A 14,201-nucleotide genomic window follows, 5' to 3' on the forward strand; every position below is an offset into this window, starting at 1 on the left:
GGCTGGGAGACCACCGGGGGCCTTTTATGGCAGTAACATCGACTGCAGTCGTCCTGACTCTTATTGGACTTGCAATTTTCGGCTTTGGTTCTCAGCTAATCATGCTGGGCGGAAGTTTTTATTACGCGTTGGCGGGCGTCGCATTTGTCGTGACGGCCGTCTTATTGTTTCAAAGAAACAAGGTGGCATTGCATTTCTATGCCGCTTTCGTTGTCGCAACTCTTCTCTGGGCCTTGTGGGAAGTCGGTTTTGACTGGTGGCAGCTGGGACCGCGTGGCGGTTTCATCATTGTCGTCGGCATGTGGCTGTTAATGCCCTGGATCAGAAAGCCGCTCGGCTTTACCAGCCCGACTGGCACGTCCTATGGCGCCAATGCGGTGCCTCTTCTGACCGCTGTTCTTGTGTCGGTCGGCGCTGCCGCCTTTGCGATGACGCAGGACCCGCATGACATGGAAGGCAACCTTCCGCAGGAGATCGTGACGGCTGCGCCTTCCTATGGCAATGCGGTGCCTGATAATGAATGGCATCAGTATGGACGCACCAATTACGGCCAGCGTTATTCGCCGCTTACGCAGATCACGGCAAACAATGTCGGTGAGCTCAAGGAAGCATGGCGCTATCAGACGGGCGATGTGAAACTGCCCGATGATGTGGGCGAGACTACCTATCAGGTGACTCCCTTAAAAGTCGGCAACTCGCTCTACCTGTGCACACCACACAACTGGGCCATCGCGATTGACGCGGCAACCGGCAAGGAAAAGTGGAAATACGATCCCAATGCCGGTCTGAACCCGGATCGCCAGCATCAGACATGCCGCGGTGTGACCTACTACGCCGAGCCTACGGCACAGGCTGGTTCGCCCTGCGCCACCCGCGTTTACCTGCCGACATCGGACGCGCGTCTCATTGCTCTGGATGCCGAAAACGGCCAGGTCTGCACAGGCTTTGCTGACCAGGGAACGCTGCATCTGGAAAGCGGCATGGAGCATAATCCGGCCGGATATTACTACTCCACATCCCCACCCGCCATTGCGGGCAACAAGATCATCATTGGTGGTGCCGTCAACGACAACTATTCGACACAGGAGCAATCCGGTGTCATCAGGGCGTTTGACGTCAATAGCGGCGCATTGATCTGGAACTGGGATTCGGGCAATCCTACCCAGACCCAACCGCTTCAGCCGGGCCAGACCTATACGACGAACTCGCCCAACAGCTGGTCGGTCTTCAGTGTCGATGAAGCGCTGGGGCTCGTCTACATCCCGCTCGGCAATCAGGTTCCCGACCAGCTTGGCATGGGCCGCAGCGCCAATGTCGAGAAATATTCGTCGTCCATCGTCGCGCTCGATGTAAACACCGGGCAGGATCGCTGGGTGCGCCAGACGGTGCACCACGACCTCTGGGACATGGACGTCCCGGCACAGCCAGTGTTGCTTGATATCACGAAGAAGGACGGCCAGACGGTTCCTGCCTTGGTTGGACCCACCAAGCAGGGCGACATCTACGTGCTCGACCGGCGCACTGGCGAGCCGATTCTTGCCGTGACCGAGGAGAAAGCGCCTGGCGGTGCCATCCCCGAGGATTTCAGCGCGCCGACCCAGCCGACATCGGCTCTGTCGTTCAAGCCGGATCCGCTGCAGGAAAGCAACATGTGGGGCGTCTCCATGTTCGATCAGCTGGCCTGCCGCATCAAGTTCCACCAGCTGAACTATGAGGGCCGCTATACGCCTCCATCGCTGAATGGAACGCTGGTTTACCCGGGTAATTTCGGGACGTTCAACTGGGGCAGCGTGGCGGTCGATCCGGAACGTCAGGTCATGTTCGGAATGCCGACCTACCTTGCCTTCACATCGCAGCTCGTGCCTCGCAGCGAGATTCCCCCGCGCGGCCAGGATGAAAAGGGGAGCGAACAGGGCCTGAACCGCAATGATGGCGCTCCTTACGGCGTGCTGATGGGCCCGTTCCTCGGACCGCTCGGAATTCCTTGCCAGGCTCCACCATGGGGCTATGTGGCAGGCGCGGACCTCCGCACGGGCGACGTTGCCTACAAGCACAAGAACGGCACCGTCTATGACATGACGCCGCTGCCTCTGCCCTTCAAGGTCGGCGTGCCCGGCATCGGTGGACCGATGATTACCAAGGGTGGCGTGGCTTTCCTCGGTGCCGCCGTCGACAACTATCTGCGCGCCTATGATCTGACATCGGGCAAGCAACTGTGGGAGGGGCGGCTTCCTGCAGGCGGACAGGCAACGCCCATGACCTATGCCACGGATGACGGCAAGCAATATGTCGTCATGGTTGCCGGTGGGCATGGATCTGTCGGAACCAAGCCGGGTGACTATGTCATCGCCTACACGTTGCCCTGAAACGGCAAAAAAACCTCCATGATCGAAAGCCGGGAAGAGATTCCCGGCTTTTTTCATTGTCGAAGAAGAATTAGGCTTCTCAATTGAAATGTAATAACATAACAAAAAGCTCCGCTTGACGGCGGGTTTGGAATACGGCTATCTGGTCGCGACGGTTTCGAGCGAGCAATCGCAAGGAATAATAGGGAATACGGTGAGGGCTTTCGGGCCTGATGCCGTAGCTGCCCCCGCAACTGTGAGCGGATTGTCTAACCCTTTTGGCGCTGGTTTTTCTGGCGCCATGCCACTGCGAAGCAACATCGCGGGAAGGTCGGGTCAAGACGTCAATCCGTGAGCCAGGAGACCTGCCGTCATGTGTTCAATCCAATTCACGGGCGGGGATGCCCGGAACAGGAGATCATCGTGATTGTATCTTGCGCCTGCCGGCGCTCTATTCCTTTTGCCATGTCCCGGTTTCGGTTCGTCCTGACGCGCGTCGTTACGGATTGACGTTCAAACGTGTTGAATCATGTCTGCCTGGATGCGCAGACGCTGACGATCGGGGACTATCGAAAATGACATTCAATTTCAAAAGAGCCGTAAGCTCTGCGATTTTTGCTGCCGCCGCTTTTGGCATCTCTGCAAGCGGCGCCCTCGCTGCTGCGACCACCTATCCCTTGACGCTGAAGAATTGCGGCAGGGACGTTACCTTTACCCACGCGCCGCAACGCACGGTTTCCGTCGGCCAGAGCACCACGGAAATTCTCTATATGCTCGGCCTTGCCGACAAGGTCGTCGGAACAGCGGTCTGGATCGGCCCTGTCATCAAGGGCTATGAAGAGGCCAATGCGAAGATCGACCGTCTGGCGGACAATGATCCGAGTTTCGAAAGCGTTCTCGCCAAGAAGCCGGATCTGGTGACGGCGCAGTTCCAGTGGCATGTCGGCCCGGAAGGCGTGGTGGCAAAGCCGGAGCAGTTCGAGGAACTCAAGATCCCCGTCTATACATCGCCTGCCGATTGCGTCGGCAAGGACAATACCGGCGGCGGTGATGGCGTGCGTCATTCCGTCTTCACCATGGATCTGATCTATCAGGAAATCACCGATCTCGCGCAGATTTTCGATGTTCAGGACCGGGGCGAAAAGCTGGTGGCCGATCTGAAGGCCCGCGAAGAAACCGCACGCAAAAAGATTGCCTCCGTCGATGGCAAGCTCTCTGCCGTCTTCTGGTTCTCCAGCGCCGAGCTGGATATCGATTCCTATGTCGCAGGCAAAAATGGCGCGCCGGGCTACATCATGTCGGCGCTCGGCATCAAAAACGTCATCGACAGCGAAGAAGAGTGGCCAACCGTGGGCTGGGAAACCATCGCCAAGTCTCAGCCGTCGCTGGTGGTTGTCGGCAAGATGGACCGCAGACGCTTTCCGGCTGACGATGTTGTCGTCAAGGAGAAGTTCCTGAAGCAAGATCCGGTTACGAGCCTGATGCCTGCGGTCAGCCAAGGCCATGTCGTTGTCATGGATGCGCAGGCGATGAACCCGACAATCCGCACCATCGATGGCATAGAAGTTCTGGCCAATGCGGTCGTTCAACTTGGCCTTGCCAGGTAACCATGCGCGCTTGCTTCACCATCACCCGTGCCGTCCTGCTGGCGGCCGGGTTCCTGGGCCTTGCGCTCTGGCTTGGCGCAGCCATTGGCGAGACATCCATTTCCATGGATGTCGTCGCCAGAACGGTCGCCAATCGCGTCTTTCATGCGGATTATCCGCTGGATGCCATCGATGAGGGCATCATCTGGAACTATCGCCTCAGTCGGGCGGTGGTCGCGGCCTGTTGTGGCGCGGCACTAGCGGTATCAGGTGTCGTCCTGCAGGCGCTTTTGCGCAATCCGCTGGCCGATCCCTATATTCTCGGCATTTCGGCAGGTGCATCGATGGGTGCGGTCAGCGTTGCCATCATGGGTTTCGGGGCCGGGCTTTTGACCATGCCGCTCGGCGCGTTTCTGGGCGCACTTCTGGCCTTTACCCTCGTCAGCCTTCTGGCACTGCGTGCCGGGCGCGGCAATAGCGCGATCATTCTGGCCGGTGTGGCAGGGTCGCAGCTTTTCAACGCGCTCACATCCTTCATCGTGACCAAGGCCGCCAATGCCGAGCAGGCGCGTGGCATCATGTTCTGGCTGCTCGGCAATCTCTCAGGCGTTCGCTGGCCGGATGTCTGGCTGGCGCTGCCGGCGACCGTGCTCGGCCTTGCCATTTGCCTCTGGCATTCACGTGCGCTGGATGCCTTTACCTTCGGTTCGCAATCGGCGGCCTCTCTCGGCATTCCCGTTCGCCGCGTCTATATTGTTCTGGCGGGCATATCGGCGCTGATGACGGCGATCATGGTCAGCATCGTCGGCTCCATCGGCTTTATCGGGCTGGTCATCCCACATGCGGCCCGCATGATTGTCGGCGTCCGGCACGGTCGGCTGTTGCCCTTTGCCGCGCTTATCGGCGCAATCTTCATGATCGGTGCCGATATTGTGTCGCGAACCATGATACCGGGGCAGGTGCTGCCCATCGGTGTCATCACCGCCCTGTTCGGAGCGCCCGCATTCGCACTCATCCTGTGCCAGCGCCGGAGCACGCCATGATCCTTTCAGCACGAAATCTCCATTGGTCGGCGGGTGGCGTGGACATTGTCAGAAATGTCAGTCTCGATATCAGGCCCGGTGAGTTTCTCGGCATTGTCGGACCGAACGGCTCAGGTAAAACCAGCCTGATGTCCCTTCTTTGCGGAATCAGAAAACCTGGACAGGGTGAGGTCGCATTGGACGGCAAGGCAATCCAGAGCCTCAGCCGCAGAGATGTGGCCCGCTCCATCGCCTTTGTCGAGCAACAGGCCGAAACGCAGGAGCGGATTGATGCCCGTCAGGCCGTGGAGCTTGGCCGCACACCGCATATCGGCGCACTAACCCCTTGGTCGGCGCAGGATGATGCCATTGTGGATCAGGCATTGCGCGACGTGGATGCCGGGCATCTGGCCAAACGCATGTGGCACACCCTGTCAGGCGGGGAGCGGCAACGGCTTCACATCGCCCGGGCGCTTGCGCAAAAGCCCAATATCCTGCTTCTGGACGAGCCGACCAACCATCTCGACATCGGTCACCAGATTGCCCTTTTACATCTGGTGCGCAAACAGCGGCTGACCGTTGCCGCCGCCCTGCATGACCTCAACCATGCGGCCATGTTCTGTGATCGTGTTGCCGTGATGAAAGGCGGAGAACTTGTCGCGCTCGGCCCGCCATCCAGCATCTTTACGGCGGCTCTGATAGGCGACGTCTTCGGCGTGGAGGTGCTTGTCGAGCGGGGGGAGGGGGACATCTGCCACATCCGCTACCAGCCTCCTCGCGATAAAGATTTTATTCCAAGGATATCAGATGAATAGTCTCAAGACATTTTCCGCTGCCGCGCTTTTCTCCTGCCTTGCCATGTCTGCGGCGCTTGCCGAAACATTCGAAGTGAAGATGCTCAATCAGGGCGAAAAAGGTTCAATGGTCTTTGAACCGGATTTCGTGGCATTGAAGCCGGGTGACACGGTGCGGTTCATTCCCACCCACAAGAGCCACAATGTCGCGACCATCGAGGGCATGGTGCCGGAGGGCGCGACCGGCTTCAAGAGCAAGATCAACGAGGCATTCGAGATAGCCCTCGATCACCCCGGCTTTTATGGCATCAAATGCTCGCCGCATTACGGCATGGGCATGGTGATGCTGATCAAGGTCGGAGATGCTCAGCTTCCCGATAGCTACAAGGCGGTGGAGCATCCTGCCCGGGCAAAGCCGCGCTTCGATGCGCTGCTTGCCGCGGCAGAGGCAAAACCCTGAACGGCAGGTCGGCGCCTCGCGCGATGAGTTGAATATTTGGGGCCGTTTATCCCTTGAATTGGAGAGACGGCCTCCCACATCTCACTCAACCCGCTGGTCCGGGCCCCTCTGGTGAAAGTCTCGGCGCTTTCACGATGTCGGACCTTTTCCGATGTCTTCGCCGAGTGTGCAGAGGTTAGCGCATGTTTTCCGATATTGCCGCGTGGTTCGTCACGCTTTTTATTCTCAACCCCATTCAGGCCGAGGTGCAGGACCGGATTCAGGGTGCCAATGCATCCGCCCAATCCATCCAGCAATCGCAGCAGTGCATTTCCGCGCAGGGCCCAAAGCTCTTGCAACGCGCCGGTGAAGATCCCGCATGGGCGATCGCAACGGCGGCAGGCTACACATTTGGCTGGACGTCTCCGACGCAACTGCTTGACGCAAGCGACCCGAATTGCGCCGAACTCACCCGCCTGTTGCAGGCCGGTGAGAACGAAGAGGCAAACAGCTAATTTGCTTTGGACCGGCAGGCCTGATGATCAGGCCTTGCCGGACTGCCAGTTGCGGTACCATTCCACGAAGGAGGCAACGCCTTTTTCTATGGTGATGTCGGGCGCATAGCCGGTCAGCGCCCGCAGCAGATCGGGCGAGGCAAAGGTCCGCGGCACATCGCCCTGCTGCATGGGCAGCATGTTGCGAATGGCCTTCTGGCCAAGGACGTCCTCGACCGTTTCGACAAAGCGCATCAGTTCCACCGGCTGGCCGCCGCCAATATTGACGACGCGGAAGGGCGCATGTTTCGACAGCGTGTCGGTCACGCCCTCTTGCGTGACGCGGTTGTCTTCCGATGGCGCAATGTGGCTTAGCCGGATGATGCCTTCGACGAGATCGTCGATATAGGTGAAGTCACGACTCATCTTACCTTCGCCATAGATATCGATGGGCTGACCCTTCAGGATCGCATCCACGAATTTGAACAGCGCCATATCCGGGCGGCCCCATGGGCCGTAGACGGTGAAGAAGCGGAAAGCCGTGGTCGGCACCTTGTGCAGATGAGCGTAGCTATGCGCCATCAGCTCCATCGACTTCTTGGTGGCGGCATAGATCGTCATCGGCTCATCGGCCCGGTCGCTCTCGGCGAAAGGCACTTTTTCATTGGAGCCGTAGATCGATGAGGTCGAGGCCAGCAGCAGGTGCCTGGGCTGGAGCGTCTTGGCCAGTTCCAGAATATTCCACGAACCGACGAGGTTCGAGTTCACGTAGTCCTTCGGGCATTCGATGCTGTAGCGGACACCCGCCTGCGCGGCGAGGTGGATGATGACCTCAGGCTCGGCGAGATCTGCGGCGCGGTTCAGCGCATCGGCATCTTCCAGCATTCCGATCTGCGCCTTGAAGCCGTTGGAGCGCGCCAGAATGGCGTGGCGTTTTTCCTTCAGGGCGACATCGTAATATTGCGTCATGCCATCGAAGCCGACGACGAAATGGCCGTCGTCCAGCAAACGCTTGGCCAGATGAAAGCCGATGAAGCCAGCCGTTCCGGTAATCAGATATCGCATGTTATCGCCTTGTTATGATGAACGGCCAATGCCGGCATAGGTGAAGCCGTGGGCGGTGACCTCTTCCGGGCGGTAGATATTGCGCAGATCCACGAAAACGGGCGCTGCCATGATCGATTTGAGGCGGTCGAGATCGAGCGCACGGAACTGGTTCCACTCGGTAACGATAACCACGGCATCGGCACCCTGCGCCGCCTCGTAAGGGCCCGCAGCATAGTCCATGCCATCCATCAGGGGACGTGCGTTTGCCATGCCTTCAGGATCGTAACCGGTTACTTTCGCTCCGGCATCCTGCAATGTCTGAACGACGGCAATGGCCGGGCTGTCGCGCATGTCATCCGTGTTCGGCTTGAACGTCAGGCCCAGCACGGCAATCTTCTTGCCTCTGATATCGCCACCCACGGCGGCAATCACCTTGCGGCCCATGGCGCGCTTGCGGTTGTCATTGATCGCTATCGTCGTCTCGATGAGGCGCACGGGGCTGTCGTAATCCTGCGCCGTCTTGGCCAGCGCCAGCGTGTCCTTGGGGAAGCAGGAGCCGCCATAGCCGGGGCCTGCGTGCAGGAACTTTGCGCCGATACGGCCATCAAGCCCGATGCCTCGCGAGACGTCCTGAATGTCGCCGCCGACCTTTTCGCACAGATCGGCCATTTCGTTGATGAAGGTTATCTTCATGGCGAGAAACGCATTGGCGGCGTATTTGATCAGTTCGGATGTGCGGCGCGTCGTAAACAAGAGCGGCGACTGGTTGAGGTAAAGCGGGCGATAGACTTCGGTCATGACCGGGCGGGCACGCTCGTCCGAAAGACCGACGACGATGCGATCCGGGCGCTTGAAGTCATCGATTGCAGCGCCTTCACGCAGGAATTCCGGGTTGGACACGACGGCGATATCAGCTTGCGGATTTTCCTCGCGGATGATGCGCTCCACCTCGTCACCGGTGCCGACAGGCACGGTGGACTTGGTCACGATGACGGTAAATCCGGTAACGGCTGCGGCAATTTCGCGGGCTGCGGCATAGACATAGCCCAGATCGGCATGGCCATCGCCACGGCGCGATGGCGTGCCGACAGCAATGAAGACCACATCGGCATCGGCAACGGCGCTTTTCAGATCAGTCGTAAAGCTCAGGCGGCCAGCCTTGGCATTATTGGCAACGATGACATCCAGGCCCGGTTCGAAAATCGGGATCTGCCCATTCTTCAATGCCTCGATCTTTTCCGGCATCTTGTCGACGCAGATGACGTCGTGGCCGAAATCGGCAAAGCAGGCACCGGAAACAAGCCCGACATAACCGGAGCCAATCATTACTATACGCATCGAAAAACCTTTCGGGATCAGGGCTGGAAATCGTCCAGCCGTGCTTGTGCGTCAAACAGAATTTTGAGTAGCTGTTTAACCGTCTTCACCGCCGTGGCCAAGCGTAGCGCCATACTGCAAAGGTCGATTTCCAGAATTTCTTGCCTGTCACGCCAAAATAGCGGCACCGTCGCTCTTGCGAAGCGTTGATCAACCGTATCTCATCAGATTTCCCGTTAAGGACAAAGGCACTCATGGTCGATCAATCCCGCCTTTCGGACATTTCACTCTGGCTTTCGCAGCAGGGATACGAAGGGGTGGCGGAAGAAGCGCTGCTTTCCGGCTTTTGCGAGCGATGCAACGCCGCCGGCATCAGCATTTCCTCGGCGCTTATCCTGATGGATACGCTGCATCCCGATTTCGAAGGGCACGCTTTCCGCTGGGACAGCCACGATGTTTTCGACCCATCGACCGTCTATGACTTTACCGATGATGGAAAGGCGCGCGAGGACTGGGAAAGTTCCGTGTTTTTCCATCTCATCAAGGAAAATGCCCATGAGGCCAGACACCGGTTTCATCTGGATGACGAACTCAAGTTTCCGAAGCTTTCCGAGCTGAAAAGCGCGGGACACACCGATTATCTGGCGGCGATCCACCGCTTTACGGATCGCGGCAGCATCGGCGAAATGAATGCGTTCTATTCGCAGTGGCTGACGCGGCATCCGGAAGGCTTTCATGATGATGAGCTGGCAGCACTGCGTATATTGCTGCCGACACTCGCGCTGGCCTTCAAGGCGGCCTGCTGCATGAGGATCATAGAAACCATCAGCGATGTCTATCTGGGCCGTGACGCTGGCCGAAAGGTCATGAGCGGCACGATCACCAGAGGCGAGGTGGAAAAGATAGAGGCCGTTCTCTGGTTTTCGGATCTGCGGGATTTTACCGGCATTTCCGACAGGGCGGAGCCTGACCAGATCATCCCCTTCCTCAACGACTACGCCGGTCTGGTCATCGATGCCATTCACGCCCATGGCGGCAGTGTCTTGAAACTGATCGGCGATGGCGTTCTGGCGATCTTTCGTGACGGTGACCAGCAATCCGACTGTGCATCGGCTCTGGCGGCCGAGATCACCATGCGAACCAACCTGACCGTGCTCAACCATCGCCGCAAAATGGAAGGTCTGCCGACGACGGATGTTTATCTCGGCCTGCATGTGGGGGAGGTTTTCTACGGCAATATCGGCAGCCGAAATCGCCTCGATTTCACGGTCGTGGGACCGGCGGTCAACATGGTCAGCCGCATCAGCAGCCTGTGCAGCTCGGTCGACCGGGATACCGTGATGTCGCGCGAATTTACCGCCTCCTGTCCCGAAGAGATGCGGGGCCTCATGGTTTCAATCGGGCGCTATGCCTTGCGCGGTTTTGCCCGGGCGCACGAGCTTTTCACCATCGATCCTGAAATTTCCTGACGCAACGACTGGCTTGGGACTCGAGGGAACGATTTTTCCGCTTTCATGCCTTGTGAATCAACGATGTCAGGCGTAGCGAGGTGAGGGGGCTATCGTCACATCACCGTCAACTTGGCATCGTTTCGCTGTCGGGCGGTTACCTTTTCTCCGGTCGGGATCGGTCGCCATGCAAAGAGGTTTTCTACTGGGATTGCTTGCCTATGCCAGCTTTTCCTGGGGAGATGCCACCATCAAGTCGCTCGGCTCTCAGGTCAGCGTCTTCGAAATCGGCTTTTTCAGTATCCTGTCTTCAGCATCGCTGATCTTCTTCCTAAAACCGAAAGAGGAAAGATGGCGCCATTTCTGGCGCATGAGCCGACCCTTTGCGGTGCACGGGCGGGCAATATCGGGCCTTTTTGCAGGTATTCTCGGTATTTACGCCTTCACGAGCGTGCCGCTGGCGGAAGCCTATGCGCTTATCTTTCTCTCGCCGCTCTTCGTTACCATTCTCTCGGCGCTGGTGCTGAAGGAGGATATCGGCCTTTGGCGCTGGTCTGCCGTCATGGCGGGAATTGTCGGTGTGCTCCTGGTGGTGCGCCCCGGCTTCAAGACGCTGGAGCTTGGCCATATCGCAGCTCTGTGCGTGGCCTTTCTGGCCGGGCTTACCATCGTCCTGTTGCGCTCGCTTGCAGGGCGGGAAAAACGCACGTCGATCATGGGCGTGCTGATCATCTACGGCCTGACATTCAACGGTGTCTTGATGATACCGGAGTTTCAGATGCCGACACTTCACCAGATCGCCGCCTTCATCATCATCGGCCTGTGCACCGCGGTTGGCCAGATGACCTTGCTGACGGCAACGAAGATTGCACCCGCAAGCCAGATTGCGCCATCGCATTATTCCCAGATCCTGTGGGCGGTGGCGATTGGTGCGTTCTTCTTTGGCGAGTACCCGGATACGCTGGCGATCTGCGGACTTGTGGTCATCGCCTCGGCGGGCCTGTTGACGATGATGCGCGAGAGAATTCGCCTTGGGGTCGTCCGCTGGAACCCGTTTTTCCGCAACCGCCTGTAAAAGCTCGCCTCAGCCCGCCTGAACGGGCCTGCCGACCTCTTCCAGCAGCCAGTTCTGGAAAGCGCGCGCCAGAACATTGTCCTGTCGGCCTTCGGGCAGGGCGATGTAGTAGCTGTTTTCCGTCTGCAGCGGCACATCAAAAACCACCTGCAGGAGACCGGATTTCAGCTCGGCTTCGATGAGGTACTTCGGAAGCAGCGCAAATCCAAGGCTGCTGACGGCAGCTTCGATGAGCATTGAAAACTGGTCGAAACGGCTGCCGCGATAAGCCTGATCCGACGCAATGCCGTTCATTTCGAACCACTCCGTCCACAGCTTCGGGCGTGTTGTCACGTGCAGCAACGGACCTTCGATCAGCTTTTCATGATTTTCGACAGGGCGCGATGCCAAGAGCGCTGGGCTCGCAACCGGCACAATCACCTCATCACAGAGGAAAGTGCAGGTCCCATGCGCCCAGACAGGCTGACCATAGTGAATGGCGATGTCGAAGCCTTCCTCGTCGAAATCGAAGGGCTGGGACCGCGATCCCACGGTCAGCACCGTTTCCGGCTGCGCGGCGAGGAACTTGTGCAAGCGCGGCGTAAGCCAGCGGCTGCCGAAGGTTGGCAGTGTCGCTATTGTCAGCGACGCGCTTGACGCGCCTGACGTTACCGCGCGCACCATCAACTGTTCCGATTGCTGCAGCAGCTTCTGAACGCCGGGCAGGAATTTGCGTCCTGCATCGGAGAGAACCACGCGGCGGCGAATGCGCTCGAACAGCAGCATCCCCGTCTGGGCCTCGAGATCGCTGATCTGGCGGCTGACGGCGCTCTGCGTCAGGTTCAGTTCTTCCGCAGCACGCGTAAAGTTGCCGTGCCTTGCGGCACACTCAAATGCCTGCAGGGTGACAATGTCGGGAACCAGCCGTCTGCGTGTGTCCATTCCAGTCTCGCATCAACCCAACCGCTTTACTCATTTGAAAACGGCGCTTGAAGCCGTATATCATCAGGAAAGAGAATGAAACGGGTATTGCGTCGCGTCAATGTCCTGTCAGCGCAACCAAGGAGCCATTGTCATGAGCCAATCAGCAACGAAGGTCGATGTCGTCAAGGAAGCCGCAGCGCTTCTGGCAAAGATGGGTGTTTCCCCTGAACTCTATCAGGGTGGCGACATGGCGTCTTTCAGCCCTGTCAGCGGCGAAGAGATCGCACGGCTGAAGACGGTATCGGCTGGCGATGTCGCTGCCATCATCGAAAAGGCCGACGCTGCTTTCAAGACATGGCGTCTGGTGCCAGCGCCAAAGCGCGGCGAGCTGGTGCGCCTTCTGGGTGAAGAACTGCGTGCCGCCAAGGATGACCTTGGTCGTCTCGTCTCGCTTGAAGCGGGCAAGATCCCGTCCGAAGGTCTGGGTGAAGTCCAGGAAATGATCGACATCTGCGATTTCGCGGTCGGCCTGTCCCGCCAGCTTTATGGTCTCACCATCGCCACCGAACGCCCCGGCCACCGCATGATGGAAACCTGGCATCCCCTGGGTGTCGTCGGCGTCATCTCCGCCTTCAACTTCCCCGTCGCCGTCTGGTCGTGGAATGCAGCACTCGCGCTGGTCTGCGGCAACTCCGTCGTCTGGAAGCCATCGGAAAAGACACCGCTGACGGCGCTGGCCGTTCAGGGCATTTTCGAGCGTGCCGTCGCCCGCTTCGGTGATGCGCCTGATGGTTTGAGCCAGCTTATCATCGGTGATCGCACTGTTGGCGAAGCGCTCGTCGATCATCCCAAGGTGCCGCTGGTTTCGGCCACCGGTTCCACCCGCATGGGCCGTGATGTGGGTCCGCGCCTTGCCAAGCGTTTCGCCCGCGCCATTCTGGAACTTGGCGGCAACAATGCCGGTATCGTCTGCCCTTCCGCCGATCTCGACATGGCGTTGCGCGCCATCGCCTTCGGCGCGATGGGCACCGCCGGTCAGCGCTGCACGACGCTTCGCCGTCTTTTCGTGCATGACAGCGTCTATGACCAGCTCGTTCCGCGCCTGAAGAAGGCCTATGCATCTGTCTCCGTTGGCAACCCGCTGGAAACCTCCGCACTTGTTGGCCCGCTGATCGACAAGGCTGCTTTTGATGGAATGCAGAAGGCGCTAAACGAGGCCAAGGCGCATGGAGGTGTCATCGCTGGTGGCGAACGTGTTGCCGACGCGGGCAAGGACACGGCCTATTACGTCAAGCCAGCATTGGTCGAAATGCCAAAGCAGGTCGGACCTGTGCTGGAAGAAACCTTCGCGCCCATTCTCTATGTGATGAAATACAACGATTTCGACCAGGCCGTCGCCGATCACAACGCCGTTGCCGCTGGCCTGTCCTCCTCCATTTTCACCCGCGATCTGCAGGAAGCCGAGCGTTTCCTGGCGGCTGACGGTTCCGATTGCGGTATCGCCAATGTCAATATCGGTACATCGGGTGCGGAAATCGGCGGGGCCTTTGGCGGTGAGAAGGAAACGGGTGGCGGTCGCGAATCCGGGTCTGACTCGTGGAAGGCCTATATGCGCCGCGCCACCAACACCGTGAACTATTCCAAGGCGCTGCCGCTGGCGCAGGGCGTGACATTCGATATCGAGTAATCTGGCTTCGTCGAATAAGCTTCAAAACAACCGCTGGCGAGATT

12 protein-coding genes and 1 riboswitch are annotated in these 14,201 nt (G+C 58.7%); of the genes, 9 read left to right on the top strand and 3 right to left on the bottom strand.

What is annotated here, in order from left to right; genetic code table 11:
- Positions 1 to 26 precede the first annotated feature (26 nt).
- From ASF69_RS00200 to ASF69_RS00225, 6 genes are all read left to right on the top strand, one after another.
- Complete coding sequence (locus tag ASF69_RS00200) at positions 27 to 2,366, top strand: glucose/quinate/shikimate family membrane-bound PQQ-dependent dehydrogenase (RefSeq protein WP_062584187.1); 2,340 nt, start codon at positions 27 to 29, stop codon at positions 2,364 to 2,366.
- 135 nt (positions 2,367 to 2,501) lie between these two features.
- Positions 2,502 to 2,733: riboswitch (cobalamin riboswitch) on the top strand.
- A gap of 187 nt (positions 2,734 to 2,920) precedes the next feature.
- On the top strand, positions 2,921 to 3,952 hold the full coding sequence (locus ASF69_RS00205; RefSeq protein WP_062584189.1) for an ABC transporter substrate-binding protein: 1,032 nt from the start codon (positions 2,921 to 2,923) through the stop codon (positions 3,950 to 3,952).
- Positions 3,953 to 3,954: 2 nt separating this feature from the next.
- The gene (locus ASF69_RS00210; RefSeq protein ID WP_062584191.1) at positions 3,955 to 4,974 is read left to right on the top strand and encodes an iron ABC transporter permease; all 1,020 of its coding nucleotides are present in this window, start codon (positions 3,955 to 3,957) and stop codon (positions 4,972 to 4,974) included.
- A complete protein-coding gene (locus ASF69_RS00215) occupies positions 4,971 to 5,768 on the top strand; it encodes an ABC transporter ATP-binding protein (RefSeq protein WP_062584193.1) in 798 nt (265 codons plus the stop codon). The genes ASF69_RS00210 and ASF69_RS00215 overlap by 4 nt, the downstream gene beginning before the upstream one ends.
- Complete coding sequence (locus ASF69_RS00220) at positions 5,761 to 6,207, top strand: pseudoazurin (protein ID WP_062584195.1); 447 nt, start codon at positions 5,761 to 5,763, stop codon at positions 6,205 to 6,207. Before ASF69_RS00215 ends, ASF69_RS00220 begins: the two co-directional genes overlap by 8 nt.
- Before the next feature lie 182 nt (positions 6,208 to 6,389).
- On the top strand, positions 6,390 to 6,701 hold the full coding sequence (locus ASF69_RS00225) for a hypothetical protein (RefSeq protein ID WP_062584197.1): 312 nt from the start codon (positions 6,390 to 6,392) through the stop codon (positions 6,699 to 6,701).
- Positions 6,702 to 6,728: 27 nt separating this feature from the next.
- Here ASF69_RS00225 and ASF69_RS00230 read toward each other — a convergent pair whose 3' ends face one another.
- Together ASF69_RS00230 and ASF69_RS00235 are read right to left on the bottom strand one after the other, a co-directional pair.
- The gene (locus ASF69_RS00230; protein WP_062584200.1) at positions 6,729 to 7,745 is read right to left on the bottom strand and encodes an NAD-dependent epimerase; all 1,017 of its coding nucleotides are present in this window, start codon (positions 7,743 to 7,745) and stop codon (positions 6,729 to 6,731) included.
- A gap of 12 nt (positions 7,746 to 7,757) precedes the next feature.
- Positions 7,758 to 9,065: a UDP-glucose/GDP-mannose dehydrogenase family protein gene (locus ASF69_RS00235; RefSeq protein WP_062584202.1), complete on the bottom strand. Its 1,308-nt coding sequence runs from the start codon at positions 9,063 to 9,065 to the stop codon at positions 7,758 to 7,760.
- A gap of 233 nt (positions 9,066 to 9,298) precedes the next feature.
- Between ASF69_RS00235 and ASF69_RS00240 the strand changes: the two genes are divergently transcribed.
- Positions 9,299 to 10,513, top strand: a complete 1,215-nt coding sequence (locus ASF69_RS00240) for an adenylate/guanylate cyclase domain-containing protein (RefSeq protein ID WP_062584204.1) — start codon at positions 9,299 to 9,301, stop codon at positions 10,511 to 10,513.
- A gap of 166 nt (positions 10,514 to 10,679) precedes the next feature.
- Positions 10,680 to 11,567, top strand: coding sequence for a DMT family transporter (locus ASF69_RS00245; protein WP_062584206.1), 888 nt, complete (start codon positions 10,680 to 10,682; stop codon positions 11,565 to 11,567).
- Positions 11,568 to 11,576: 9 nt separating this feature from the next.
- Here the strand turns inward: ASF69_RS00245 and ASF69_RS00250 are convergent, their stop codons facing one another.
- The gene (locus tag ASF69_RS00250) at positions 11,577 to 12,488 is read right to left on the bottom strand and encodes a LysR family transcriptional regulator (protein ID WP_062584208.1); all 912 of its coding nucleotides are present in this window, start codon (positions 12,486 to 12,488) and stop codon (positions 11,577 to 11,579) included.
- A 133-nt stretch (positions 12,489 to 12,621) separates the two neighbouring features.
- On the opposite strand from ASF69_RS00250, the gene ASF69_RS00255 reads away from it, so the two are divergent.
- Positions 12,622 to 14,157 (top strand): aldehyde dehydrogenase family protein, encoded by a 1,536-nt coding sequence (locus ASF69_RS00255; RefSeq protein WP_062585508.1) that lies wholly within the window; start codon positions 12,622 to 12,624, stop codon positions 14,155 to 14,157.
- Positions 14,158 to 14,201 lie beyond the last annotated feature (44 nt).

Source organism: Rhizobium sp. Leaf311, from assembly GCF_001423445.1.
Taxonomy (GTDB): Bacteria; Pseudomonadota; Alphaproteobacteria; order Rhizobiales; family Rhizobiaceae; genus Agrobacterium.